Below are 24,256 nucleotides of genomic sequence, written 5' to 3'. Positions count from 1 at the left end.
GGTTTGGGGGAGAGGGCAGTCACTCCATGCCTCGAACTCCTCATGTCAGCGGAAGCAAACCACTGAAAACGTTCGAATACCGTCCGGTGGGTGAGGCTCCTCCCGGCGCCGCAGCCTGTTTTCGCAACGGCGACGTAGCAAGTGAACTCAGGTGGTGAAACAGCGCACCTCACCCCCGAACCTGTGGGCGAGGGACCACAGCGACCCGGATCCCGCCGTCACACTTGGCAACGGCTTGCGGTATCCGCCGTTAACGACGTAGCGGCCGAAGCACTGCTTGCAATCGCTCACTCGCGCGCGCCGTCCAGGGCGTGACCCCCTCTGCTCTGCGTGGTATGCGCGGCGCCCCGGGAAGACTCGTACCGCGCTGGCTCGAGACACCCCGCGGACCTTTCGCATCCGCGCGAGCGCGCGACTCTAAGAACGACCCATGCTCAGAATGCTTCGCTCAGGCGGCGTCTCCCAGTGGTTGATGGGAGGAATCGTCGTCGCAATCATCGTTGTCTTCATGGTGCCCGCGATGAGCGGCAGTCAGGGCGGTAGCCTGTCCGTTGAGTACGCCGTGAAGGTGCGGGGCAAGAGCGTGCCCGTCAAAGACTACCAAGCTGCGTACGGCTTGATCATGGCCTCGCAGAACCTGACCCCCAAGAAGGCGAAGGGCCTCGGCATTCCGCAAGCTGCGCTGGATGGCCTGGTGGAGCGCGAACTGTTGCTCAACGAGGCCGATCGCTTGGGGATCCGTGTCAGCGAAGACGCGCTGAACGATGAGCTCAAAAACGGACGCATTCACGTCTCCGTCCCCGTCGAGCAACACGGCTACCTCGCACGCTACATCGGCATCGGCGAGGACATGGTGCGTTACCTCCCGGTAAAGAACCGCAAGACCGGTGAGTTCGACATGAAGGAGTACGAGCGCATGATCCGCAACGTAGCGGGTCGCAGCGCTGGGCAGTTCCGCGAGATGCAGCTCGACGAGCTGCGCGCGAATCGGGTGCGCGACCTGGTCAAATCTCGCGTGCGCGTGAGCCCGGAAGAACTCTGGTTCGAGTACCAGCGCGAGAAAGCCCGCGCCACCGCGCGCACCGTAAGCGTGCAAAAAGCCTGGGTGGCGCGCTTCGCCGTCGACACCTCGGACAAGGCCGTTGAAGGCTGGATGAAGGACAACCAAGCCTCCGTCGACGAGAAGTGGGAGCAGGCAAAGGGCGAGTGGGTCGCCAAGTGCCCCGTGGTGCGTGAAATCGTGAGCGCCTTCCCCGAAGGCGCTAGCGACGACGAGAAAGCCACTGCGAAGACGCAACTCGAAGGCTGGCTGGAGAACCTGAAGCAGCCTGGCGCGAACTTCAGCGACCTCGCTCGGGAGTACAGCATGGGTGCGTCTGCGCCCGTGGGTGGCTTGCTCGGCTGCTTGTCAGAGAAGTACGGCCCTGGTTCGAAGGTGCTGCTGGCCGCCGTCGAGGGCATGAAGGCTGGCGATGTCTCGCCGGTGCTGGAGACCCCCAAAGGCTACGTCGTCATCAAGCTCGACCGTCGCCTCGCGGAAGCAGATGTCGTCAAGGTGGGCAAGCGAGAGCTGGCTCGCGCCTTGATGGCGGTGGACGTCACCGAGAAGCGCACCAAGGAAATCGCCGACAAGCTGCTGGAGGCCGCCAAGGGCGGAGAGGCCCTCGGAGAAGCCGCAGATCGCATCGCGGCCGAGTATGCGCTGGACAACAAGAAGCTGAAGGAAGGCGAGGAGTCGAAGGCCCTGACCGATCCGAACCGCCCGAAGCTCAACATCACCGCCGCGTTCGCCCAGGGCAGCCGCCCCCTGCGGGATGCCACGGAAGACATCGCAGACCTCGCCTTCAAGCTCGACAAGCCGGACACCGTGCACCCGAACTTGATCAAACTTCAGGGCGGCTTCGCGGTGCTGCAACTCAAAGAGAAGACGCTGCCAACCAAGGAAGACTTGGAGAAGGAGCGCTTCGAGTACAGCGAGCGCATGCGACAAGCCAAGGAGCAGGAGGCGCTGCGGATCTACATCCAGCGCCTCAAGAAGAACGCCGAGGGGCTGATCGACGAGAACAAGGCGCTGATCGCTTCGGACAAGCAGGACGAAAAGGACGAGGGCTGAGCCCCGGACGGCTCCTGCAATGGACGCCGCACTCAAGCGCCTCACTGTTCAGACGCGTGAGCTCGCGAATGGCCTGCGACTGTTCGCGGTGCGGGTGCCTCATGTGCAGCGCGCGGTGGTGACGGCGCAGCTGAACGTCGGCCCCCACTTCGAGACGCGAAGCACCCACGGGCTCTCGCACTTCCTCGAACACATGCTGTATCGAGGCACCGAGGCTCATCCAACCGCCCACGCCCTCGTCAGCGCAATCGAGCGTCAGGGCGGCTATCTCGACGCAATGACCTACGCGGACCATGGCGTGTTGAGCCTCTCCGCACCCAACCAGAGCTTGGCGGCGTTGATACCGATCTTCGCCGAAGTCTTTCAGCGCCCACGCCTTGGGGAAGACGACCCGCACAGCATCGAGATCGAACGCGGCATCGTGCGCGAAGAACTGCTGGAGGAGCTCGACGCAAGGGATCGCCAGGTCGAACCCGACAACCTGGTGAAACGTCTGGTGTTCGGTGATCACCCCTTGGGGCTCTCCATCACCGGCAACCTCCCAAGGCTCGAGCGCTTCGACGCGCGGGCGCTTCGCAAGCATCACCAGCGTCACTACGCCGCGCGAAATAGCGTGGTCGGGGTGGTGAGCGCCCTCGCCCCAAAGCGCATGCTGGACACGCTCGAGAGTGCGTTTCATGAGCTCAATTCCGGCACTGCCCTCTCGCCCCCAGCCGCGCCGAACACGCCGGTCAAGGCGTGGTTGCACGTGCCCCATGAGATCAGTCAAACCAGCGTTCGATTATGTTTCCGCGGGGTATCATCCAAGAACAAGCTGGAACCAGCGACGCAGCTCTTGCTACGAACGCTGGATGACGGCATGTCGACCAGGCTCTACGCACGTCTATGTGACGAGCTCGGCCTCTGCTACGAAGTGTCCGCACAGTACGAGGGCTACGCCAGCGCAGGCGTTCTCGACCTAGCCGCGGACGCGCAACACGAGAAGCTGCGGGTGGTGGTCGCCGAGCTGCTCTCGCTCGTGGAGGAACTGCGGACCCGCGGTCCCTCGAAGGAAGAACTCGAGCTGGCCAAGCGGCGCCACGCCTGGCAACTCGCGGCAAGCAGCGAATCCGCGGAAGACCTGGCTGAAGTGCTGGGCTTCGATCTGCTTTCCCAGGGCGAGCTCGCGCCCCAACCACTGGCAGCGCGACAAGCCGCACTGCAGCAAGTCAGTCTCAAGCAAGTGCGGGCCGCAGCGCGTGCCAACCTGGATCCCGCGCAGGGCGGGCTGGTCACCGTGGGTCAGTTAGGCCGCGGCGATCGCGCTGAAATCCAACGACTTCTGGCTGATACCCAGTAGCGGCGTGGCGCCTTCGACCACTCCGGCCGGGTAGAGCACGGTCCGTGTGGCGTAAGATGCGGACATGACTGCTCGAGTATGGATGGTGTTGGGCTTCCTCTCCGTTGGCACGCTAGCCGGCTGTGTAATCAAGAATTCCACCCCGAATCAGCAGGGCGCGCCGCCCCCGCCTCCGCCGCCGGCGCAGCAAGCGCCGCCCCCTGCGCAACCCCAAGCGCAGGCGCCCGCGCAGCCCGCGCCAGGACAACCGCCACCGGCGCAACCTGGCCAGCCAGCCCAACCGGCACCTGGACAGCCCATGGCGCCAGCTGGGCTTCCCTCAGGGCTGCCCTCGGCCATTCCCTCTACGCTGCCCTCGGGCATCCCCTCAGGCTGGATCCCGCAGCAGCCTGCCCAGTGAGCTAGGCCGCGGTCTCTTCCCCGCGGCAATGCGCTAGGGGCCAGACAAACTCGGCGCCGCCGTTCCCCGCGGCGGCGCTAGCGGCTCGGGACGAACGCGGTCCGCGATCCCCCGCATCCTCAAGTGGGGCAGCGCGTCGTCGGCCCACAACCCCAAGCGTTCGGCGACCACGCGATCCGCGCCGGTACCCCTGGCGCGCGTGCTGAACAGCACAGCAATGCAGCGCATCGGCGCGGCTCCAAAGGCTAAAACTCGGCCCTCGACCTCCAGCAGCTCATCAGGTGCGCTGAGGGGCACGGCGAAGAGTTCGACGTGGGTAATGAACCCCTCGGGCACGGACAGATCGTGCTCAGCTACTCGTTGATCTTCCGTGAGTTCGCGAATCGCGGGCACCCAAAGCGAAGCCTGCTCGCGGCAATCCACCGGACGGGCCCGTCGCCCGGCGCGCCAACTGCGAATCCGCACGGAAGAGCTGCTGCGAGAGTGGGTCAACTCGAGCCAGTTGCGTTCGGCATCGTCCACCTGCCAAGCGCGAGCCTGGGGCAGGCGAACCACCAAGGGATACTCGGGCGATTCCACCTCGCCCCAGTCTTCCCCAAGTAAGTCGACGCTTGCCCTGGGCGCTTCGGGAGGCGGAGCTGACGACGGTGGCGGGGGAACCGTGGCCACGGGCGCCTGACCACCGCAGCCAACCACCAAGGACAGAACGGCCACGCAGCGAACGAGGCCGGGGAAAAAAACCCGGGCAGAACCGGCTGCCAGTCGTGAACGGAAGGAACGGAGTCTGGACGTGTTGCGTTGGGCGGAGGTCATGAAAGCGAACTTGCTGAAAAGCAGCTGCAAGAAAGCACTCAGCGGAGGAGAAGCGAACAAACAAAAGCTCGGACTCAGTCGCTGGATCAAGTCACGGCGACAGCGGGTCGGTGCGACTGCGAAATCCCCTTCTCGCCTGTTCTGGATGCGCCCGCGATCCTAATTGTTCGACGTTTGCCCGCTTCGCCTCGACCACCACCAAAATCGTGTGCTAAGCCCTTGTGGTCAGGCTTCTGGTGGGTGGAGTTCCCAATCCAGCTGTACCTTCTGACGCGGCGGACCTTCAAGACGACGCGCCAGCTTGGTCGCTCTCAGCTGCTCCCGCACACAGAACTCGGTCTTAAAGACCGGCCCTTGGTCGCTATTCAGACCAGCCGTCGCACCAGACTAGCTGCTCAGCCATCTCGGCGGAGCAACTCGGTGGCTTTCGAGAGAACGACGTTTTCGTAAACGCTGGCAGCAACGCCCACATCAAGACGTTGCAACCCGAGAGAGCCGGGGCGCCGAGCAAGGCGACGCACACGAAGACGAGGATTGCGTCCAAGCTAGGAATCAAAGCCGAAGAGCGCCTGAGGGGCGGGGACTCGATACCCGATAGAGATGAGAGCGCTCATGAGGCGCCAACGGACCGATCGCCAGACGCCGCGAGGAATCGAGCCTGACCACGGCGAAACCGAAACAACGATCAAATAGGATTGCTGATTGTTCGCACCACACGGCGCGACTTTGTTGAGTGTTCGTACCTCCGAGCGAGCTTGATCGACCTGCGCGTAGCGCCAGGTACCGCGGAGACCTCGCGGAAAAGCAACAGAAGCTCAGCGCTACGCTGGGAGGCGCGATGCCCGCGCCAACGGAGGCTCGAATCAGCGAATCATTCGCAAGAAGACGGAATAAAGATGATGGAAGGCCAACGTCACAACGCATCCGGCGGCCGCCGGCGGCGTCGAAATAAGGGACGAAACACGCAACGCGCCGCGGCAGAGCCGCTCTTGATCGTTGCTCGGCGTCCCAACTCCCCACTGCTCGCGAAACCCAAGTCTCGCGCCATCGCAGCCTCCGCTGCGCCGAAGCCGCAGAAGAATGGGAGCGCAGAGGACGCCGCGGATCAGCCGAAGCGTCGGCGCGAAGCGGTGGTGAAGGATCGCAGCGCTGCGCGTATCGTTCAGCGCACGGTGGGTGAGTTCGATGCCCGTGAGGCAGAGCGTGAGCGGTTGCTGGAGCGGATCCTGCTCTCCGAGGGACGCAGCGCGATTTCGCGAGCAGTCGACGTGTATGTGGACGCGGGCTTCGAGCTCCCCATTGAGCAGGAAGTTCAGCTTCAGCTCCTGGAGCACGTGCGTGAGGATCGCGCTCGCGAGGCCATCGAGAACATGACGTCGCTGCTGGAGCACGCGATGCCAATCAAGAAGCCGGTGTTGGTGCAGCGGCTGCGGCGCCTGGAAGAGTACGCGGACGAAGACACGACCCGGGACGCTGCGGCAGAGCTCCTGCGCTCGATTCGTTAGCTCGCCGCAGCAGAGCGGCTCCACAAACTTGCTTCACCCTCGCTCCAAGGGAGCAGCCGTACTAATCATTAGCGGGTGAAGCTTGGGGACTTCGAACGCGCCTATCGTGACTTGCTGCAGGCAGGCCGCGCCCGCCGTGACAACTTCGCCTGTGTGGAGTGCAGCGGTTGCGTTGGCTGTCACTCCTGTACGTTCTGCCGCGACTCGGAGAGCTTGACGCGCTCGTCCTATTGCGTGCGCAGCAAGCGCCTCACGGATTGTTCCCACTGCCATGACGCGCAGAACCTGATCGGCTGTCACCACTGCCAGCTCTCGGAGGACTGCAGCTCGAGCTCCTACTTGGTTCGATGCGTCGGGCTTTCGGGTTGCAGCTATTGCTTTGGCTGCGTGGGCCTCAGCGGCAAGGACTTCCACATCCTGAATGAGCCGTACGAACGCTCGGAGTACTTCAAGCTGACCCAGGCGTTGCTCCGTGAGCTCAAGCGCGGCTAGCGTCGGTTACCGCGCGGCAATATTATTGCCAGGATTCCCAGACCCTAACACCACGGGTCTGCTCGCCGATCAGCCTTAGGTAGATCAGGGCAGAGCACACGCCGAACAAAGCTTGGGCGGCGAAGGCGCCAATCAGGCAAGCCAGGAGACCAACCAGGCTGGCGAGGATGCCGAAAACCCCAACCACCACGATGTTCAGGCGGTGACCCTTCGTGAGCTTCCACGAAGTGCTGAGAGCGCGCAGCGGGCCGAGCTGCTGATCAACCACAAGAAAGTCCGCGATGAAGAACACGCACGCAAAGAAGACGCCGGGGACGATCAGCAACACCAGCCCCAACCCGATCGCGAGCTGCGAGATGAGCAGGCACGCCAGCATGGGCAGCACGCGGTCGAAGCCGCTGAACAGCATCCCAAACTCCGGGGACGTCTCCCCGCGGGCAGCCTGAAGGAACATCCGAGCGAGCCCAACCGCCATGAGGCAGTCGACGAGCCAGCCTAGGAAGCTGGCGCCATAAGCGATCGCCAGCGACACCTCCGAGTGCAGCTCGAGGCCGCCGTACATCTGAATGAATTGAGCCAGCCACTCGGGGACATTGCCGAGGAACTCAGCGAGCAGCACCGCGAGGAAGAGCACGATCCAGTACTCTTTGAAGCGATCCCAGGCGATGCCGAAGATCTCGGTCGGGTTCCAGGGCAGCGCTGTAGAGTTGCCCTGGGCTGGTGCGCCAGGCGGGAGTTCATCGAACTCCGAAGCCGCGTAGGGGTTGTCGACATCCATCGGACGGCGCCAACGCTAGCACGAAAGAAGCTTCGAAACGCTGCCCAAGACGTCACCCAGGTTGCCGCGCGGTCTCACGCTGCCCGGACTCGCCATGGGCGAATCAGTCCTTGGCTACTCCGCGCCCCATACGGCGGGGGCCGCGGTCTGCTCTCCGGTGAGGCGGAGGAAGATGATGGCGGTCGCCACACCGACCACCGCCTGGCCGGCGAAGGCGCCAACAAGACAGGCAAAGCAGCCAGCCAGCACCACGAGACCGCCCAGCAGGGAGAACACGAACAGATTCGCTTTGTGACCGTTGGTGACTTCCCAAGACTTCTTCAGGCCCTCGACCGGCCCCATGCGGTGGTCGATCACGAAATAGGCGCCCATGTAGAGGCCATAGCTCAAGATGATGCCTGGGATGATGAGCAAGATCAGGCCCAGCAAGATCAAGATGCCAGCGAGGAAACCCATCCCCAATACCGCAGGGAAACGATCCATACCGGAGAAGAGCACGCTAAAATCGGGAGTCTGACCCCGCGCTGCCTGCAGGTACAAGCGCACCTGACCCACCGAAAAGTAGAGGCTAATCAGGCTACCGATCAAAGAGCCCACGGCTTGAACCAAGGACTGCTCGGGGCTCCCTTGCTCCAGCTCCGCGCCGACTTGGATCCCCTGAGCAATCCAGCCTGGCACCTGGCTAACGATGTAGACGAGGAAGGCACTACCGAACAACACCGCCCAGTGGCGCTTGAAGATCTCCCAAGCAATGCCGATCACCTCGGAGGCATCCCAGCCTGAAGGAGGTCCATGCATGCCTCCCTGGGTAGGCGGCAAATCTCCGGGGAACTGGGGTGCGGCGTAGGGATTGTCTGACATGGGAGGGCCCAAAGGTATCACGCCGTCCTCCCACAGGTGTCAGCGACAGAAGCTTCGCGTGGGTTACACTAAGCGCTAGATCCGAGCCACCAGCCGACGAGCCCGCTGATGAGTGACCCGATCCTAGAAGCGCTGTGGAAAAAGGTCCTGGATAACTGGGATGACGACGCCGTGCATGGCGCGTTCATGAGTCACTGTCAGGACACGCGGCAGCTCCCAGAGGCGGCCGCCCGTTACAAAGGCATGACCGGGGATCACGAGCGGGGTTCGAGCGCGGAAAAACGCCTGGGCGGAGTCGCCATCCTAGCTATGGCGTCGCTGCAGCACGAGCCGCGCTCGGATCCAAGCAAGGCACCGAGGCTGATCGCCGCCCTCATCAGTGTGCTCTTCGTGGTGGCAACAGCCTATCTGCTCCACCGACTAACCAACTCGTGACGCCGGCTTCAGCTTTGAGCTATGGCGAATCCAAGGGCAGCAGCAGACGTTGCTCGCGTGTTCAGATCGCGACCGGCAGCAACAACCGCGTGCGTAGGGCGCTATCGTCGGCGTCCAGATCGATTCCCGGAGGAATCAACTGCTGGTCCTCGGTTTCTGGCGGGAGCTCCATGGCGAGCAAGCCGCTCCAGTCATAGGCCGATAGCCGACCCCCCAGCGCGCGCGTGTACCGCGGCGCGATCTCTGACAGCCCGGAGCATCAGCTCGAGGAGCCACATCTCCTCTACGGATGAGCAACGCTGCGTCAGCTCGGGCACCTCCCCCACGCTTCGCAAAGCTTCTCGATGCCATGTCATGGGTCACCTCGGAGTTTGCTGGTCGAGCTGAAAAGCTGAGCGGAGCTTGTATTCGGCGTTTTTTTGCCATGGCAATGCTCGTCACGAATCGTCCGCAGAAAAGCGAATCATGGCCACGCCCGCTTCATCCAAACGCTACTGGACTGACGACCGGCCGAGCCCTATCGAGAAACATCATGAGGCAAATCGTCTTCGAAAACTCCCTCGTCACGATTGAAGAGGACCCGCTGACGCAAATCGTCTGGGTCCGACGTTCTCCAGAACGCACTGAGGTATCCGAGCTGTTTGCCACCTACACCCAGTCGATGACCCAGCTCACGGAAACTCACCGCGAGTGGTCGCTGATCCTCGACATGCGCAACGCGCCCGGGAACAACTCCGACGCCTTCGAAAGCTCGACCAACGAACTGCGCACGAAGCTCCGTTCCATCTTCCCACGGGTCGTCGTTCTCGTCGCCACCACCGTTGGCGAGCTCCAGGTCAAGCGGATGGCTCGCGAGAGCGGCCTGGAGACGCTGGTTACTCACAGCGAAGACCAAGCCGTGCGTTGGTGTAGGCAATGAGTGACGCGCGATAGCCTGGCTCCACCCGACACGGGCGACTGAAACGCCCTCTAATTTCCGCGCGGTTTTAGTCACGAAACCTCGCACGGTCCTGCCTACCACTCGCCACACGATCGTGTCGTTCCGCTACTGGACACTAGCGAACGCAGCACGATCCAAAGAGCTTGCGCCTTCCACGCGAAGCTGCGTGAGCTGTTTCCTCGCATCGTGGTGCTGGGGTCGACGCGTAGGCGAACTCCAAGTCAAACGCCCGAGAGAGCCGCGTCGAGTTCATGGTCACCAGCGAGAGCCAAGCCGTACCGGCGCGGAAGCCGGGCGGAAGTTCGGGGGTGAGGTCAAGCGTCCCCCACCGCGCCTCCCCCCCGACCCTCCTCGTGGCCGCCAGAGTTTCCGCCTCGAAAGCCTAGCTTCGTCACGTGTCGTGAGTTTCCGGGATGGCCCCGTTGACGAACCCAGACCGAGAATCGAGTCATTCGAGTGTAGGGATCCGCTCGCCATCGGGGCGAATCGTCCCGGCGCTCCACCGGATTCCTTTGCTGCTGCAACGGCTCCGCTCGTTTCCAGTAGGACTTGAACGGTGCGCCGGTTGGCCCAATTTGTGAGGGCTTTTCAAAGTTTGGGTTGGAAGACATGCTCCCCGCGAAGCGCTAAGCAAAGGCGCTCGCGAGTTTTGGCCAGAGCATCGACTCCACTGTAAGGCCGTCCCGGCTCCCCGCGGTTTGTACCGAGCACGCAGCTAATTCAGGCGCGCGCCTCGATAGCCGCGTGGCAACTCGCAACTCCCCGAGATATCCAACAACCCGCCGAATTCGGAGCAATCCGCCAAGGAGGTCGCATGAAGAAATTCCATCTGCTGAGCACCCTGCTGCCCGCCGCCCTACTACTCGCCTGTGGTTCCGATCCGAAGGAGCCGCCGGCTGCACCCACGGGTGGAACGGAACCCGTGTCCACCGCAACCCAGACGGCGGGCGACGACGCGCTCCCGGCGGACGACCCGGACGACGACCCCAAGAAGAGCCAGATCAACATCTCCGACGAGATCAAGAAGGCTTGCGGCATCAGCGACTCCGATGCGCACTTCGCCTACAACTCGGCGAACATCCGGCCGCAAGACGAGGCCGTCTTGAAGAAGCTGGCAGACTGCTTCGCCACCGGGCCGCTGAAGGACAAGGTCATGCAGCTCGTCGGCCACGCGGATCCCCGCGGAGATGAGGAGTACAACATGGTGCTCGGCGGCCGTCGCGCTGAGAACGTGAAGTCCGCGCTGAGCACCCGTGGACTCGGCAAAGACCGCGTCAAGACCAGCTCTCGTGGAGAGCTGGACGCGACTGGCACCGACGAGTCGAGCTACTTCGAAGATCGCCGCGTCGACGTGATGGTCGCGGAGTAATCCTGAGGACCACATGACACGGAGTGGCTGGTCGATGTCGTCGATCAGCCACTCGGCATGTCAGGACCCGAATCCCTACGGAACCTAGCGCCGCTCGTCGAAGCCAGCGCGTTCCCCTAGACCCAGCGCAATCCAGTCGTAAGGCCACCATCAACATGCTGTTCCTCGCCGAAGCCGATCTGAACCCGATCTCCCTTGCCATGCACTCGAAGGGCGTAGTGCTGGTGGTGCTCCTTGGCCTGCTGCTCGCAGCGGCGGCGGTGTGGTTCATCGTCGTCGTGAAGTTCTTGCAGTTGATGCGCCTGCGCTCCTCGAACCTGGCGTTCGAGCGGGCGACGGAGAACATCCACAACGCCTCCGACCTGATCAGCGCGAGTATCGAACACCGCCACTCGCCAGGCGGCCGGGTGGTGATGGAGCTCGGTAAGCGCCACCATCAGCCGGGCCTCAACAGCGACTTACTTCAAGCGGTCGCCAAGCGCGCGATCGTCAACGAACAAGCCAAGGCCTCGAGCCTCATGCCGACGCTCTCGAGCATCGCTTCTGCGGCGCCCTTCGTCGGTCTGTTCGGCACCGTGTGGGGCATCATGGAGGCGTTCATCCTGATCGGTAAGGAGAAGAGCGCTTCCTTGCCCGTCGTTGCCCCGGCCATCGGTGAGGCGCTGATCGCAACCGCGGTAGGTCTCTTCGCCGCCATCCCCGCGACCATCGCGTACAACTACATCGACCGCCGCGTGGGCGATCTGCTCGAAGAGCTCGAAGCCTCCTGCGACGCCTGGGTCGAGATCATTGCCGGCAATCCCGCAGGCCCCACCTCCGCGGTGCCCCTCGTGCGGCGCAATGACGGCGCGCAACCCGAGCACTCTCAGGGTGCACCCACCATGCAAGGGATTGGTCGCTGAGCGGCGCACGCCATGGGAGCGAAAGTTGGAGGAGGCGGCCGCAGAGGCCGACGTCGTGGCGGGTTCACCGACATCAACATCACGCCGTTCGTCGACGTCATGTTGGTGCTGCTCGTGGTCTTCATGGTCACGGCGCCGCTGCTCACCACGGGCTTGCGCATCGACTTGCCCAACGTGCAGGCAGCGAACACCCCAGTGAAAGACTCGCGGCTCCTGGTCACCGTGACCAAGGAGGAACGCATCATGTTCGCTGACAAGGACGTCACCGACAGCATCGACACCGTGCTGCTCGACAGCGTGCGCGTCCAAAAGGAGCGCGAGCTCTACATCCGCGCCGACAAGGAGGCGCGCTACGGCGTCGTCGCGAAGGTAGTCGCGGCGGCCCGCGCAAGCGGCGTTACGTCTTTGAATTTGTTGGTCCAGCCGGAGTTGGAGGAGGTCGATGAATCCTCCCCCGCCCCTCAGCCGTCCAAGTAGTCGCGAGTTCTAGACATGGCGTGGTCTGACTTCACAACCGGTGAGCTAGCCCTCGGAATGGTCATTTCCGTGGTGATTTGCGTTGGCTCGCCCGTGGGCGCCCGCTACCTCAACCTGCAACTCGAGGCAGGCCAAGCAAAGCCGGAGCCAAAGTCGAACGAGCTACCCATCGCGGTCAAACCGGTGATGGATGAGCTGCCGCTGCTCAAGCTAGGCGGCAAGAAGATGAAGCCGAAGCTGCCGGATATGTGGCAGATCAAGCCCGAGGCCATCAAGCGCATGGAGGCCGCATCAGCGCCCTCACCAGACGCCAAAGACGACCCGACCAAGATCCCCGAGAGCAAAGTCGCTGAGGGTGACGCGGCGGCGCCGCCCCCCGACGCGGAAATCGCCAAGGAAGTCGACGACGACATCAAGGATCTGGACGCGGGCGAAGTTGAACCCACGGCGGAAGGCGAAGGCTCTCCCGACGGCGTCAAGGAAGGCACCGAGACGGATCCATTGAAGGCCCGCGCGGTGAGCCTCTACCGCATGAAGATCGCCGCCTGGTTCAGCAGCCGCTTCCATCAGCCCGCGAGCCTGCCCTGTAGCGTCGTCGGTGGCCTGCGCGCCTCCGTGAGCGCGACGGTGAGCGGCGATCGCTCGGTCAGTGGTTTTACGATTACCCGCCCCAGCGGCAATGCAGTCTTCGATGCCAAGGTACGCGAGGCGATGCAGTCGACTGTAGGGCAGCAACTCCCGCCTCCCCCCAAGAACTATCCAGACATTCTGGACTCCACCGTTTTCCCCGTGTTCGCGGGTGACAAGAGCCGATCATGCACTCAGACCGATCCCCCCTCGAAGGCCGAGCCGGATCCAGCGCCAGCTGCACCCGAGCCGAAGCCGGCACCCGCGCCGGAAGCCCCCGCCCCAGCACCCGAGGCACCGTCAGAATGAATCGCGTGCTCTCCCTGAGCTTTGCCGCTCTCAGCTGCGGCGCAGTGAGCTTGCTTGCAACGGGCGCCAGCGCTCAGGCCGCGGACCCGCCCCTCGACGAGACCAAGCTTGGTCCCTTCGTGGTCAAGAGCAGCGACGTGGGCGTACACGTCACGAGCCTCGCGATCTTGCCGTCGCTGTCGCCTGACCTGGAGGACGTCATCGTCCGCGGCGTCGTGCGCCGCGACATGGAGCTCTCCGGGATGTTCCGCGTGATCGGCGACGACAAGGCGCCGCCCGGTCTTTACTCCTTCGATGACCCCGTCGACGTGGACGAGTGGAAGAAGGTCGGCGCTGAGGTGATCGTCAAGGTTGCCGCGCGGAAAACTAAAGCCGGCAAGATCGAGGTCATGGGTCTCGCCTACTTCCTCAACGTGGGGAAGGAGCCCGTCTACGAAAAGAAGCTCGTGGTCGATCCGAAGGACGTCCGCGAGACCGCGCACCGCATCACCGATGCGCTCCTCGGCGCGATCACCGGCACCGACGGCGGCTTCGCGAGCCACATGATCTTCAGCGGGAAATGGGGCAAAAACCGCCGCATCTTCAGCATGGACGCAGACGGGCACGATCTGAAGCCGCGCACCACCGCGGACGACACGGCGCTCGCCCCGGTGTGGAGCCCCAACGCGCTGAGCTTCTACTACGTGCTCAGCAAGAACTACGCGCCGTTCAAGCTGTATCGTGAAGACAAGCCGGTGAAGCTCAACTTCGACGGCTCGATCTACAGCGTCGCTTTCGACAAGGACGGCAAGAAGCTGGCCGTCGCTGTCTCGGAGGGCCTGAAGAGCGTCATCTACGTTGGCAACCCGGACGGCACTGAGATGAAGCCCGTTTCCAAGACGGAGCTCGCCACACGGCCCATCTTCTCCCCGACTGGCAAGCTCGCGTGGGTGGGTGGCGGCGTGGGCAAGCGCTCCACTCGGCGCATCTACGTCGACGGCAAGGCAATTTCGCCCGCGGGCTTCGTTGCCTCCGCACCAACCTTCTGCGACACCGAAGATGGCGTGCGTATCGTGTACTCCGTCGAGGTCGGCGGCGACCGGCGCGACCTGGTGATGAGCGATGAAAAGGGCCATGGCATCGTCCGCCTGACCCAGAACATGGGCTCCAACACCTACCCAGCGTGCAGCCCTGACGGACGCCTGCTCGCTTTCTTTTCCACGCGCAAAAAGGAGAAGGGCATCTACATGATGAACCTCCAGCGCTGGAAGACGACCAAGGTCTCCACCCAGTACGGTGAGAGCCTGCAGTGGGGCCCACTACCTCCGCCAAAGGTGTCCTTCTCGGGCAACATCAAGAAGCTGAGAGACGCCCAGAAGGACCAACCCAAGTCCGACGAACCCAAGAAGGACGAACCCAAGAAGGACGAACCCAAGTCCGACGAGCCTGCACGAAAGACCGTCCCCAAGAAGGACATCTAGGCCAAAGCGTGTTTGGGGGTGAGGACCGCTCACCTCCAACCGAGCACAGCTGGCAGTCGCCGCTGCAGATCTCGCCTGTATGTCGATCGCAGGCGTAGCCCGGAAGTCGCCAGCAGCCAAAAACAGGGGGATCCGCGCACGGCGTCTGCGCCGCGGGTGCTGGCACGTGGCTTGCTCAAAGCCTCTCCGCGTGGGCACCATCGCCCCGCGGAAAGGAACCATTGCACAAGCCATTCATCAAGCTGGGCCTGCTCGCCGTCAGCCTGGTCGCCCTGAGCGCCGCCGCCAACGCCGCACCAGCCAACTCACAGCCGGACAGCGCACAACCAGCCAACCCACGCGCCAGCACCAACGCCGAGAAGCGTCCGCAGCGCCCGCCGCACCCGCCACCGAAGGAAGCCCAAGACGCCTGCAGCGGTAAGCAGGAGGGCGCAGACTGTAGCTTCAAGTCACCCCACGGTACCCTCGAAGGAGTTTGCCGCACGGTAAAAGACGACTACTTCGCCTGCGTCCCCGGCGACGCGCCGCCACCGCCTCCAGAAGACTGAACCGCCCAGTGCTTCCCAGAACCGCGTGGCTGCTCTCGTGGTCCCCACCGCCCCAGCTCAGCGGTGGGATTGACCGCCAAGGACGCCAAGAGCGCCAAGGATTTGGGCTCGACCAAGAAACCTCGCGGGATCAGGCGAGGACTGCGGTCAGTGCCATGGGGATCTGCGCGTTGCCTTCGATGCGCATCTTGCCCGTCATCACGAGCTGCATCGGCTGGAGCTTGCCCTCTTGCCACTCGATGAAGTCGCTCATTTGGCAGCTGAGCTTGCAGTCGGGGTTATCGACCTTGGCCGCTTGGCTGCCAGGCGTGAGGGTGAGGCGCCGCGTGGTGTCTCCGTCGGTGATCACCAGGCTCACGCTGCCCTGAACGCCACGCACCTGATTGGCGCGGGTCTCATCGATGGTGATCGCCTTGAGCGCCACGACCTGGTTCTCCGGCTTCTGATCCTTCGCTTCCTGCTGACGCGCGCCCTCGACCAAGATCGCGGCGAAGTCATCGGTGTTGAGCGTGACTTGAACGATCACGTCATCGCCCATTCCGTCTTCGATGACCAAGGCGCCGTCTTTCAGGCGCAAGCTCCACTCGCCGGAGTCAGTCACGCGAAACGTGATGCAACCGGATGAGCTCTTGTCAGCGAGCGCATCCTGGATCGCCGAGAAGCGTGCGGGGACATACTGGTTGAAGAATTCGGCGGGGGTCTCGGGAACGTCGGCCATGGGTACTCCTCGTCAGTTTCGCGTCGTGTGCGGCGAATGATCAGTCAGCGCTTTTTTCCGATTGCTGCCGAGAGGTCAAGCGGATCACCCCGACGGCAGGACCAAGCCGCCTTGATTGAGAGCAGGCGCTATTGAACCGGCCGGGGGGCGCCGTGCCACGCGGCTATTTGATCACGGTCTTGCAGCCCACGAGGATGTCGACCTGACTACTGGTCGACCCTTCTAGATCACTGCAAGCCTTCCCCAAGAGCTCTACGTCCCCTTCGGCGTTGTAGTCCCAACAGCCGTCGGTTTCGCAGGTGTCACTGCTGTCCGCGCGGCGAGGGACCGAAGCTGCGTTCCCGTTCACCGTGACGTTCACGTTCACTTCGCCTGGGTCGATCGTCTCGCCCGCCGGTGGCTCCGGCAGGGAGAAGGTGCAACCGAGAGCGCGGCCGCGAATGTCCGAGATCGCCTTGGCCAGCTCGTTGATCGAGAAATTGCCTTGGGTCATGTCGAAGTGACAAGGCACCGTCGGGTCTGCTCCGCCCTGCGTAAAGGTGCGCCCGTCGCAGTCACTGGGCACGTAATCGGGAGCGCCCGAGTACGCGTAGGAGCTGAGCGCGAGGCGCATCGAGTACGGCGCCGCGTCGATTCCCCCAGAGGAGCCGCCGTTGGTGTTGGAACCGGGAACCCCAACAATGAACGTGTCGACCGGTGCGGTCGCGTCAGTACGGCCGGCGGTGATCAACGTGTTCACCGAATCTGGATACTCCCAGTCGAGGCAACCATTCGCGTCGGTGTACCCACCTCGAGCGCTCACCGACGCACATCCAAAGCCGCCATCGGTGATGTAGATCAAGATACGTTTGCCATTGATCGCCAGCTGGCGGAGCGAGTTGATGCCAACGCGCAGCGCTTCGTATCCAGGGCTCGCGTCCGCCGCGCCATTGTCCGGGTTGTTGTTGACCAACCACTGGTAGATCGCCGCGCGGGAACCCGTACCGGAGTTCGACTTGTTCTTGGCAGTGGGTCCGATCGGGACCTGGGGCAGCGCGCTGACGCCGCAGGCTACTGGTAGGTTGAAGAGGCAAGCTGGTCCCGCGACGGTGCTCGAGGGGTACGCCAAGAGCCCCAGCGATAGGTCGTCGAAGGCATCGTTGTCGATCGCTTGCACGATGGCTTGCTGCGCCGTTGGCCATTTGCTGTTTGTGGTCATGCTACGGCTGCGGTCGAGCACCACCAACATTGCCGCAGGGATTTGCTCTGCGGCGGCGGTGAAGCGGCCACATGAGGCATCAGGGTCCAGCCCTCCAGTGCCACCGCCAGCGTCGGTCGCGCCCAGGCCACCGTCTCCGCCGCTGCCTCCGAACGCGCTGCTGCCGCCGTTACCGGCACCACCGCTTCCGGCGCCTCCGCCTGACCCGCCGCTGGTGTCACTGGCAGAGCAAGACGCTGCGGCGCCAAGTAGCGCCAGCGCGAGCACACTCATGCCCGAGCGCACGACTCGACGCGCCCAGCGCAACTGATGATTCCTGCGGTAAAGCCCTTGGTTCATCCTCGCCCTCCACGTTCCCCACACGAACAAGCAACGCCTTGATGGTAGCATTGGCGTTGCACTTCGCGGTCCAGCAAGGTGCTGATCGGCAGCCTTGTTTCGAAGCGCGTGCCCAACCGACGTGCCCAGTTGTGACCTCGCAAACCCATACAGAAACTCCCACCGAGTCAGCCATCGGGGAATCCACAGAAGAGAGCTCCGAAAGCGGAGGCCAGACTGCGTCGCCGACGTCTGTGGTGCCACCACCCCCTTCGATCTGGCGGCGGCTGCGCTGGTTTGGTGAGCGCTACATGCTGGCGCACCTGAGCGCGTATCCCGTAGGTGTCATCAGCGCGATGGCCGCGATTCCGCTGGCGCTGATGTTTCGCGGCGAGCAAGTGCGGCGCGCCACGGCCACTGGAGCCCACTCGGAGTTGCTGCGCCAGGTGGCCGCCGACCTACAGCTGGACGCCCTGGCTGCCGCTCAGCTCGAGATCGTGATGGAGTTCGTGATGGCTTGCGCTCTCATCACGCTGCTCATCCCGCACCTAACAGCGCTACCGTGGGCCTGGGCGGCGTCGACGCGCAGAGGTGCGGCTCCCAAGGACCCCAAGCTCGCTCAGCGACTCAAATGGTTCATCGGCAGCATGGTTTCACTGGCTGCATTGTGGTTGGTTGCCGGTGCGATTGGCTGGATCTGGCTGATGACGCTATGAACATGGGGTGCGCTCAGCGCACCCAAGGCCCAGTCGATGATCGATTCGCGCTTCTTTCCGCTGCCATTCGTCGCGCTCAGTCTGCTTGCTGTGAGCGCTTGCGGTGGAGGTTCCAGCCCCAAGTCAGAAGACCCGGACGCTGGAGTGCCCGCGGTCATCGAAGATGGCGGTGGCGGAATCGAAGATCCGCCGGACGGGGAAACGCTGTGCGGTCAAGGTGACTGCAACTACCAGACGAACAGCGGCTGCAGCGCCGGTGAGGCTTGCCGGCCCGCGCTGGAAAACAACCAAGCGATCGCGCGCTGTCAGCCCGCTGGCACGCGGGCCGCCGGCGGGTCGTGCAGCGACTCGAGCGAATGTGCGTCAGGCACGCTGTGCGCCGCAGGGCAGTGTCGCACGCAGTGCTGCGGGGGCGATTGGAGCGCGTGCCCAAGCGGCGAGAGCTGCATCCGACAGTATCAGTTAGGTCTGCCTGGGGGAGGCTCGGTCGCGGCAGACGTTGATCTGTGCTTCCCGGTAGGAACCTGCAGCGTGCTCGACCCCAGTGGGTGCAGCAGCGAAGAGAACCGCACCTGCCAGTTGGTCGACCCAACTGGCGCCCAAGCGTGCGCCCCAGCCGGTACCGCGACCACCGGCGCCAAGTGCAGCAAACAACAGCCCTGCGTGGCCATGCACGCTTGTGTTGGCGGCCGCTGCACGCCGCTGTGCGAGGCCAAGCAGCCGGAGTCTCCGACGGACCCACGGCCCTGCGCCGACCCCGAGCAGTCCTGCGTACACTTCGACCGCGACCCTCCGGGTGTTGGTGAGTGCACGTTGCTCAACTGACCCCCCCAAGGGCCCACGTCGGTTCCCCACGGAACCAACGCGATGCGCGCCGCTCAAGCTAGCGCCAGTCACAGGCAGCTCGCTGCACGGCAACGGCGCTGACGGCTGCTAGTGCGACTGCTTCATCAGTTCGGTGATCGCGTGCGTGTCTCTCGCGCCCAGGAAGCCGAATTGCACGCCGAACCCCGAGCCCGTCGCCCAACGCACCACGGCTGGGAGGCGACTCTCGGTTCCAACCCCCGGTAATGTGAGGCTGATTTCCACGGCCTCGCCAAACTTCGGCATGGCGGCGCATTCGATGAACATGCCACCAGGGCCAATGTCTTTGGCGGTTCCCTCCACGGGAGTGTCACTGCTTGCGAGAGTGCAGCTGACGTAGAGGTTGCAGGGAGATCGGGGGTGCTTGCGCTTGTCGTCCACGGTTCTCTCCATTGTCGCCCCCTCGGCTCCGCTAGCAACCCAAAAGACGGAGAACGTGGTGAGCGCGCTGGCCAGAGCTCCAGCGATCGCGGATGCTGACTCAACGTGAGCGTGGAGAGTCCGAAGCCGAAGACCAAGCAGGGCCTCTCGAGGCACTTCGAAGGCTGGCAAATCGGCGCCATCCTGATTGGGATCGGAGTGCTCTCAGGACTACTCGCAATCCCCCGTGCAGTCGCACCAGAGCAGCTTCCCCTGCCCCACATCAGCGAAAGCGACCTGCGCGACGATCTGCGTGAACACCACGCGTTGGCCGCTGCGGCAAGACAGCAAGGGCTGAGCTTCGAGGCCCGAACGGTGGGCGAGTACCTACGAAAGCTTGGGAACGCGGAACACAAGTCCCGTGGGCTACCCGCCGCCGGCCTCGCCGATCGCCTCAACGACCTACGCAGCTCCGTCGCCGGCTTCCGTCGCGCTCGCGGTCAGACTGCCGACCGAGAGTTATCGAGACTGCGCGCGGTTCAAGGCGAACTCTTCGTATTGGCCTTGCGCGGACGAGGCCCCGCGCCGGACCTGACGGAGCTGGGGGGCGCGTTCGACAACGCACCAGGCCACGCTTCCTGGTTCGATGCTGAGCGCTTCGTCGGTGATGACGTGGAGGCATTGCTGCTCTTCAAGGTGCGTTGGAACCACGTCACCCAGCTCGACGACGCACCGGACTTCGCGCTGCGCCCCAATGAATGGCTCGCGCTCGTGCGCTTCTTGTTGCAGCACCCCGAGGGCAACGACGTGGGTGCCCAGGCGCACAGCCAACTCGCAACGCTGGATGCCCTCGGCAAGCGCCAGCCCGAGTACCCCCTCGCCTTCGCCCAGGGCACCGTGTTCTACCGCCAGGGGGCGTACGATGTTGCGGCTTTGGCCTTCGAACAACACCTGGAGGCGCATCCGTCAGGGCCTTGGAGCCTCCGCGCGAGAAACCACCTGCTAGCGGCTCGGGAGCGCGGTTCGAGCGGGCAAGCGGCGCTCGCGACAGACGCCTTGACTCAGCGCTGAATCAGCCAGGTCGCCGCCTAGTCGACGACAAGTCAGCGCAAGCTGCTATGGGGACACTCCCCAAGTGATCGCCTCTGACCGTCCCTGCTCGAGCGTCAGCCAGCTCGCCCATCGCGCCCTGGAGGTCGACGTTTCTCACGCGGTGCGCGCCGTGGGCTTGGCCCCAGCGCTCGTAAGCCACCGGCTCGCGGAACATGGGCGCAAGGTGCTCCACGTCACGGCGGACCTCGAATCGGCCACGCGCGCCCAAGCGGATCTTCGCTTCTTGCGCCGCAGTCCGACCCTGGGCCCCGAAGCGCTTCGTCAGGTTGGGGAGGCGCTGCTCTTTGCACCTCCCGAGGGCGACGCCTACGCGGAGGTGCACCAAGACCGCCGCGCCGCGATGAGCCGCACAGCGACTCTTGCGCGCCTGTGCGGCGACACCTGGTCCACTCTGTGCGTCCCGGCCAGCGCCTTGGTGCGCAAGACCGTACCCGCGAGCTTGATCCGCGAGGCAACGTTGGTCCTCGAGCTCGGCTCCGCTGTCGACACCCAAGACCTCGCCAAACGCCTGACCGCGGCAGGTTGGCTCCGAGCGCCCGTAGTGGAGGACCCTGGGAGCTTCGCGCTGCGGGGAGGCCTGCTCGACGTCTGGGCTGCAGGCACCCCAGAGCCAGTGCGCGTCGAGCTGGATTTCGATCGCATCGAGCGCATGCGCGGTTTCGATCCCGATGATCAGCGCACGGGAGAACGGAGCTACGAGCGGCTCGTCTTGCCCCCAGCGCGCGAGACGGTTCTGAGCCCTGAGCGCAGCGCGAAGGCCAGCGATGCGCTGCGAGATCTATGCGACGCGGTAAACCTGCCCTCGACCAAAGCGCGGGTGCTGGTCAACGATCTCGTGGCAGGCACCACGTTCTTTGGCGCCGAGGCGTACCTTCCCGCGTTCACGAACCTCGTGCCGCTGATCGACTATCTCCCGGCCGACGCGCTGGTTGTCTTCGAACAGCCCGAGCGCGTGCTCAGCGCGATTGACCGGGAGCTCGAGAGGGCCTTGGACAGCGAGCTCGCGATGAGTTCCAAGCCTCATTTCCCTGTGGATTCCCTATTCAGTGACAGGACGGAGCTTCGCGAAGCCCTCGGCGCTCGCCACCTGGTTGCGCTGCATAGCTCGGGTATCAGTGGAGAAGAAGAGCGACCGCTGGCTCACCTGGCGGCAGCGCCCATCGATGCGCCAAGCCTGGAGTTCGAAGATCAGAGCGAGCTCAGCAACGCCATCAAGCAAGCGCGTCACAGCGGCGGCGGTCAGAACGCACTGGACCCGCTCATAGAACGCATCGAAACCTGGCGAGAGAGCGGTCTCAGCGTGAGCATCGCAGCTCGCGTGGCGACCCAAGCACACCGCCTGGAGCAGCTGCTCAAGCACCGTGGCGTGGAGCTCAACGTGGAGGTCGGAGACCTCGCGCGGGGCGCCGTTGCTCCTCTCGAAGGCTTCGCAATCATCACCGAAGAGGAAGTCTTCGGGCAGCGCGCGCACCGGCAAAAAGCCAAGAAGAAGACCACGCGAGGTATCCTCGAGGATCTACGAGCGCTGAACCCGGGGGACTTCGTCGTGCACGTCGAGCACGGCATCGGGCGCTACCTCGGCCTCGAACACAAGCAGGTTGGGAGCACCCTCGTCGATCTGCTGACCGTGGAGTACTTCGGTGGGGACAAGCTTTTCCTGCCGGTCTACCGCCTCAACCAGATCCAGAAGTACTCCGGCGGCGACGGCACTCCGCGCTTGGACCGCCTCGGCGGGTCGAGCTTCGCCAAGACCAAAGCCAAGGTCCAAAAGCGGGTGCGCCAGATGGCGGATGAGCTGCTCAAGCTCTACGCCGAGCGCAACGCCGCACAGAAGCAGCCCATCGACGCTTTGGACGACGAGTACCGCGCGTTCGAGGCCACGTTCCCCTACGAAGAAACGCGCGACCAAGCCGCCGCCATTCAGGAGGTCAACCAGGACCTCGAATCAGAGCGCGTCATGGACCGTCTGGTCTGCGGCGACGTGGGCTTCGGCAAGACCGAGGTCGCCATCCGTGCCGCATTCCGCGCGGCAATGAACGGACGCCAGGTCGCGCTACTTTGCCCGACCACGGTGCTCGCCCAGCAGCACGCAAACACCTTCCGCGCTCGCCTCGAAGACTACGCGTTGAGCGTCAAGTCGCTCTCGCGCTTCGTCTCGAAGAAGCAACAAACGGAGACGCTCAAGGGCCTGAAAGAAGGCGCGGTCGACATCGTCGTCGGCACCCACCGCCTGCTCAGCAAAGACGTCCACTTCAAGAACCTCGGCCTGTTGATCGTCGATGAAGAGCAGCGCTTCGGCGTGACTCACAAAGAGCGCATCAAGCAGATGAAGGCGAGCGTCGACGTGCTCACCCTGAGCGCAACGCCCATCCCTCGTACGTTGCAGCTCGCGATCGGCGGCTTGCGCGACATGTCCATCATCTCCACGGCCCCGGTGGACCGCCGCGCGGTGCGTACCATCACCTCCCGCTGGGACGAGAAGCTGGTGCGCGAGGCGATCACCAGCGAGCTCTCCCGCGGCGGCCAGGTGTTTTACGTCTACAATCGCGTGGAAGGCATCTACGAGCGGGCCGCCAAGCTGACGGAGCTCTTGCCAGAGGCCCGCATCGCCGTGGGCCACGGGCAGCTCAGCGAGACTGCGCTCGAGAAGACGATGCTCGGTTTCGTCGAGGGGCAGTACGACATCCTGGTGGCGACAGCTATCGTGGAGAGCGGCCTGGATATCCCTCGCGCGAACACCATCATCATCGATCGCGCGGATCTGTTCGGGCTCTCGCAGCTGTATCAGCTGCGAGGTCGCGTTGGGCGCTCGAGCGAGCGGGCCTACTGCTACTTGCTCGTGCCACCCGCCGCGCAAATGACCGAGGAGTCGCGCAACCGCATCGAGGCGCTAGAGCGCTATCACGAGCTCGGATCAGGTTTCCACGTGGCAAGCCTCGACATGGAGCAACGGGGCGCCGGCGACCTCTTGGGCGGCGAACAGAGCGGCTTCGTCGCCAGTGTGGGCTTCGACTTGTTCTGCCAGATGCTGGAGGAGGCCACGCGAGAGCTGCGGGGCGAAGAGGTACGCCACGAGATCGACCCAGATCTCAGCTTCGACGTGGATGCGCTGCTCCCCGAAGACTACGTGGCCGAAGTCGGCGTGCGACTCTCCCTGTACAAACGCCTCGCAAGCGCCCAAGACGCTGGCGAGGTTCAGCAAATCGGCGCGGAAATGGAGGACCGCTTTGGCCCGGCGCCGCGCGAGGCGATCTCGATGGTCGAGCTGATGCGCCTCAAGAGCGAGCTCCGTGCATTCCGAGTGCTGGGCTGCGAAGCCAGCGCCAAGTCAGTGACCTTACACTTGGCCCAAGACACCCCGCTTGACCCAGTCGCCGTCGGGCGCCTCGTCGGAGACAAGGCCAGCGGCTATCGCCTCACGCCGGACATGCGCCTCACTCGGCGTCTGAAGTCTGGTGAGGTGGCGCAAAACGGCCTGGAGCTGTGCGACCGCATGCTCGAGGAGCTCACGCCTCATCTGCGCAGCGACCCTTGAGCCAGCGCGGGCTCTCTGGGCTTTTCGCGGTGTTTCTAGCGCTTTCCATTGTTTCCCATCCCGCGC

The 24,256-nt window shown here is 63.9% G+C and carries 22 protein-coding genes; 16 read left to right on the top strand and 6 right to left on the bottom strand.

Annotated features, from left to right (window positions below):
• Positions 1 to 430: 430 nt before the first annotated feature.
• Together H6718_09200 and H6718_09195 are read left to right on the top strand one after the other, a co-directional pair.
• Complete coding sequence (locus H6718_09200; GenBank protein ID MCB9585563.1) at positions 431 to 2,113, top strand: SurA N-terminal domain-containing protein; 1,683 nt, start codon at positions 431 to 433, stop codon at positions 2,111 to 2,113.
• 19 nt (positions 2,114 to 2,132) lie between these two features.
• Positions 2,133 to 3,452 (top strand): insulinase family protein, encoded by a 1,320-nt coding sequence (locus H6718_09195; protein MCB9585562.1) that lies wholly within the window; start codon positions 2,133 to 2,135, stop codon positions 3,450 to 3,452.
• A 433-nt stretch (positions 3,453 to 3,885) separates the two neighbouring features.
• Here H6718_09195 and H6718_09190 read toward each other — a convergent pair whose 3' ends face one another.
• A complete protein-coding gene (locus H6718_09190; protein ID MCB9585561.1) occupies positions 3,886 to 4,566 on the bottom strand; it encodes a hypothetical protein in 681 nt (226 codons plus the stop codon).
• Between the two features lie 998 nt (positions 4,567 to 5,564).
• Between H6718_09190 and H6718_09185 the strand changes: the two genes are divergently transcribed.
• Both H6718_09185 and H6718_09180 read left to right on the top strand, forming a co-directional pair.
• On the top strand, positions 5,565 to 6,170 hold the full coding sequence (locus H6718_09185; GenBank protein ID MCB9585560.1) for a hypothetical protein: 606 nt from the start codon (positions 5,565 to 5,567) through the stop codon (positions 6,168 to 6,170).
• 75 nt (positions 6,171 to 6,245) lie between these two features.
• Positions 6,246 to 6,662 carry a hypothetical protein gene (locus H6718_09180; GenBank protein MCB9585559.1) on the top strand — a complete coding sequence of 139 codons (417 nt, stop codon included), beginning with the start codon at positions 6,246 to 6,248 and terminating at the stop codon, positions 6,660 to 6,662.
• A gap of 22 nt (positions 6,663 to 6,684) precedes the next feature.
• Here the strand turns inward: H6718_09180 and H6718_09175 are convergent, their stop codons facing one another.
• Together H6718_09175 and H6718_09170 are read right to left on the bottom strand one after the other, a co-directional pair.
• Complete coding sequence (locus H6718_09175) at positions 6,685 to 7,440, bottom strand: hypothetical protein (GenBank protein MCB9585558.1); 756 nt, start codon at positions 7,438 to 7,440, stop codon at positions 6,685 to 6,687.
• A gap of 114 nt (positions 7,441 to 7,554) precedes the next feature.
• Complete coding sequence (locus H6718_09170) at positions 7,555 to 8,301, bottom strand: hypothetical protein (protein MCB9585557.1); 747 nt, start codon at positions 8,299 to 8,301, stop codon at positions 7,555 to 7,557.
• Positions 8,302 to 8,409: 108 nt separating this feature from the next.
• Between H6718_09170 and H6718_09165 the strand changes: the two genes are divergently transcribed.
• From H6718_09165 to H6718_09130, 8 genes are all read left to right on the top strand, one after another.
• Positions 8,410 to 8,736 (top strand): hypothetical protein, encoded by a 327-nt coding sequence (locus H6718_09165; GenBank protein MCB9585556.1) that lies wholly within the window; start codon positions 8,410 to 8,412, stop codon positions 8,734 to 8,736.
• Between the two features lie 532 nt (positions 8,737 to 9,268).
• Positions 9,269 to 9,655, top strand: a complete 387-nt coding sequence (locus H6718_09160) for a hypothetical protein (protein MCB9585555.1) — start codon at positions 9,269 to 9,271, stop codon at positions 9,653 to 9,655.
• Between the two features lie 835 nt (positions 9,656 to 10,490).
• Positions 10,491 to 11,045 (top strand): OmpA family protein, encoded by a 555-nt coding sequence (locus H6718_09155; GenBank protein MCB9585554.1) that lies wholly within the window; start codon positions 10,491 to 10,493, stop codon positions 11,043 to 11,045.
• A gap of 155 nt (positions 11,046 to 11,200) precedes the next feature.
• Positions 11,201 to 11,947, top strand: a complete 747-nt coding sequence (locus H6718_09150) for a MotA/TolQ/ExbB proton channel family protein (GenBank protein ID MCB9585553.1) — start codon at positions 11,201 to 11,203, stop codon at positions 11,945 to 11,947.
• 12 nt (positions 11,948 to 11,959) lie between these two features.
• Positions 11,960 to 12,424 (top strand): biopolymer transporter ExbD, encoded by a 465-nt coding sequence (locus tag H6718_09145; GenBank protein MCB9585552.1) that lies wholly within the window; start codon positions 11,960 to 11,962, stop codon positions 12,422 to 12,424.
• A 15-nt stretch (positions 12,425 to 12,439) separates the two neighbouring features.
• Positions 12,440 to 13,360: a TonB C-terminal domain-containing protein gene (locus H6718_09140; GenBank protein MCB9585551.1), complete on the top strand. Its 921-nt coding sequence runs from the start codon at positions 12,440 to 12,442 to the stop codon at positions 13,358 to 13,360.
• Positions 13,357 to 14,820, top strand: a complete 1,464-nt coding sequence (locus tag H6718_09135) for a PD40 domain-containing protein (GenBank protein MCB9585550.1) — start codon at positions 13,357 to 13,359, stop codon at positions 14,818 to 14,820. Before H6718_09140 ends, H6718_09135 begins: the two co-directional genes overlap by 4 nt.
• Before the next feature lie 221 nt (positions 14,821 to 15,041).
• Positions 15,042 to 15,368 (top strand): hypothetical protein, encoded by a 327-nt coding sequence (locus H6718_09130; GenBank protein ID MCB9585549.1) that lies wholly within the window; start codon positions 15,042 to 15,044, stop codon positions 15,366 to 15,368.
• A gap of 130 nt (positions 15,369 to 15,498) precedes the next feature.
• Here H6718_09130 and H6718_09125 read toward each other — a convergent pair whose 3' ends face one another.
• Positions 15,499 to 16,086 carry an SCP2 sterol-binding domain-containing protein gene (locus H6718_09125; GenBank protein ID MCB9585548.1) on the bottom strand — a complete coding sequence of 196 codons (588 nt, stop codon included), beginning with the start codon at positions 16,084 to 16,086 and terminating at the stop codon, positions 15,499 to 15,501.
• Positions 16,087 to 16,249: 163 nt separating this feature from the next.
• A complete protein-coding gene (locus tag H6718_09120; GenBank protein ID MCB9585547.1) occupies positions 16,250 to 17,623 on the bottom strand; it encodes a VWA domain-containing protein in 1,374 nt (457 codons plus the stop codon).
• A gap of 290 nt (positions 17,624 to 17,913) precedes the next feature.
• Between H6718_09120 and H6718_09115 the strand changes: the two genes are divergently transcribed.
• Complete coding sequence (locus H6718_09115; GenBank protein ID MCB9585546.1) at positions 17,914 to 18,318, top strand: hypothetical protein; 405 nt, start codon at positions 17,914 to 17,916, stop codon at positions 18,316 to 18,318.
• Between the two features lie 36 nt (positions 18,319 to 18,354).
• Positions 18,355 to 19,143, top strand: coding sequence for a hypothetical protein (locus tag H6718_09110; protein ID MCB9585545.1), 789 nt, complete (start codon positions 18,355 to 18,357; stop codon positions 19,141 to 19,143).
• 108 nt (positions 19,144 to 19,251) lie between these two features.
• On the opposite strand, the gene H6718_09105 is transcribed toward H6718_09110, so the two are convergent.
• The gene (locus H6718_09105; protein MCB9585544.1) at positions 19,252 to 19,563 is read right to left on the bottom strand and encodes a PilZ domain-containing protein; all 312 of its coding nucleotides are present in this window, start codon (positions 19,561 to 19,563) and stop codon (positions 19,252 to 19,254) included.
• Positions 19,564 to 19,668: 105 nt separating this feature from the next.
• On the opposite strand from H6718_09105, the gene H6718_09100 reads away from it, so the two are divergent.
• Together H6718_09100 and mfd are read left to right on the top strand one after the other, a co-directional pair.
• Complete coding sequence (locus tag H6718_09100) at positions 19,669 to 20,613, top strand: hypothetical protein (protein ID MCB9585543.1); 945 nt, start codon at positions 19,669 to 19,671, stop codon at positions 20,611 to 20,613.
• Between the two features lie 64 nt (positions 20,614 to 20,677).
• A complete protein-coding gene (gene mfd, locus H6718_09095; GenBank protein MCB9585542.1) occupies positions 20,678 to 24,190 on the top strand; it encodes a transcription-repair coupling factor in 3,513 nt (1,170 codons plus the stop codon).
• Positions 24,191 to 24,256 lie beyond the last annotated feature (66 nt).

This window comes from Polyangiaceae bacterium, from assembly GCA_020633205.1.
Classification (GTDB): domain Bacteria; phylum Myxococcota_A; class Polyangia; order Polyangiales; family Polyangiaceae; genus JAHBVY01.
Note: the sequence above shows the minus strand (reverse complement) of the source record. Positions and strands in the feature narration are given on the sequence as shown.

Coding starts and splice junctions, on each gene's coding strand:
- H6718_09200 (MCB9585563.1), top strand. CDS start 431: ATGCTCAGAATGCTTCGCTCAGGCGGCGTCTCCCAGTGGTTGATGGGA.
- H6718_09195 (MCB9585562.1), top strand. CDS start 2,133: ATGGACGCCGCACTCAAGCGCCTCACTGTTCAGACGCGTGAGCTCGCG.
- H6718_09185 (MCB9585560.1), top strand. CDS start 5,565: ATGGAAGGCCAACGTCACAACGCATCCGGCGGCCGCCGGCGGCGTCGA.
- H6718_09175 (MCB9585558.1), bottom strand. CDS start 7,440: ATGGATGTCGACAACCCCTACGCGGCTTCGGAGTTCGATGAACTCCCG.
- H6718_09170 (MCB9585557.1), bottom strand. CDS start 8,301: ATGTCAGACAATCCCTACGCCGCACCCCAGTTCCCCGGAGATTTGCCG.
- H6718_09165 (MCB9585556.1), top strand. CDS start 8,410: ATGAGTGACCCGATCCTAGAAGCGCTGTGGAAAAAGGTCCTGGATAAC.
- H6718_09160 (MCB9585555.1), top strand. CDS start 9,269: ATGAGGCAAATCGTCTTCGAAAACTCCCTCGTCACGATTGAAGAGGAC.
- H6718_09155 (MCB9585554.1), top strand. CDS start 10,491: ATGAAGAAATTCCATCTGCTGAGCACCCTGCTGCCCGCCGCCCTACTA.
- H6718_09150 (MCB9585553.1), top strand. CDS start 11,201: ATGCTGTTCCTCGCCGAAGCCGATCTGAACCCGATCTCCCTTGCCATG.
- H6718_09145 (MCB9585552.1), top strand. CDS start 11,960: ATGGGAGCGAAAGTTGGAGGAGGCGGCCGCAGAGGCCGACGTCGTGGC.
- H6718_09140 (MCB9585551.1), top strand. CDS start 12,440: ATGGCGTGGTCTGACTTCACAACCGGTGAGCTAGCCCTCGGAATGGTC.
- H6718_09135 (MCB9585550.1), top strand. CDS start 13,357: ATGAATCGCGTGCTCTCCCTGAGCTTTGCCGCTCTCAGCTGCGGCGCA.
- H6718_09125 (MCB9585548.1), bottom strand. CDS start 16,086: ATGGCCGACGTTCCCGAGACCCCCGCCGAATTCTTCAACCAGTATGTC.
- H6718_09120 (MCB9585547.1), bottom strand. CDS start 17,623: ATGAACCAAGGGCTTTACCGCAGGAATCATCAGTTGCGCTGGGCGCGT.
- H6718_09115 (MCB9585546.1), top strand. CDS start 17,914: ATGCTGGCGCACCTGAGCGCGTATCCCGTAGGTGTCATCAGCGCGATG.
- H6718_09110 (MCB9585545.1), top strand. CDS start 18,355: ATGATCGATTCGCGCTTCTTTCCGCTGCCATTCGTCGCGCTCAGTCTG.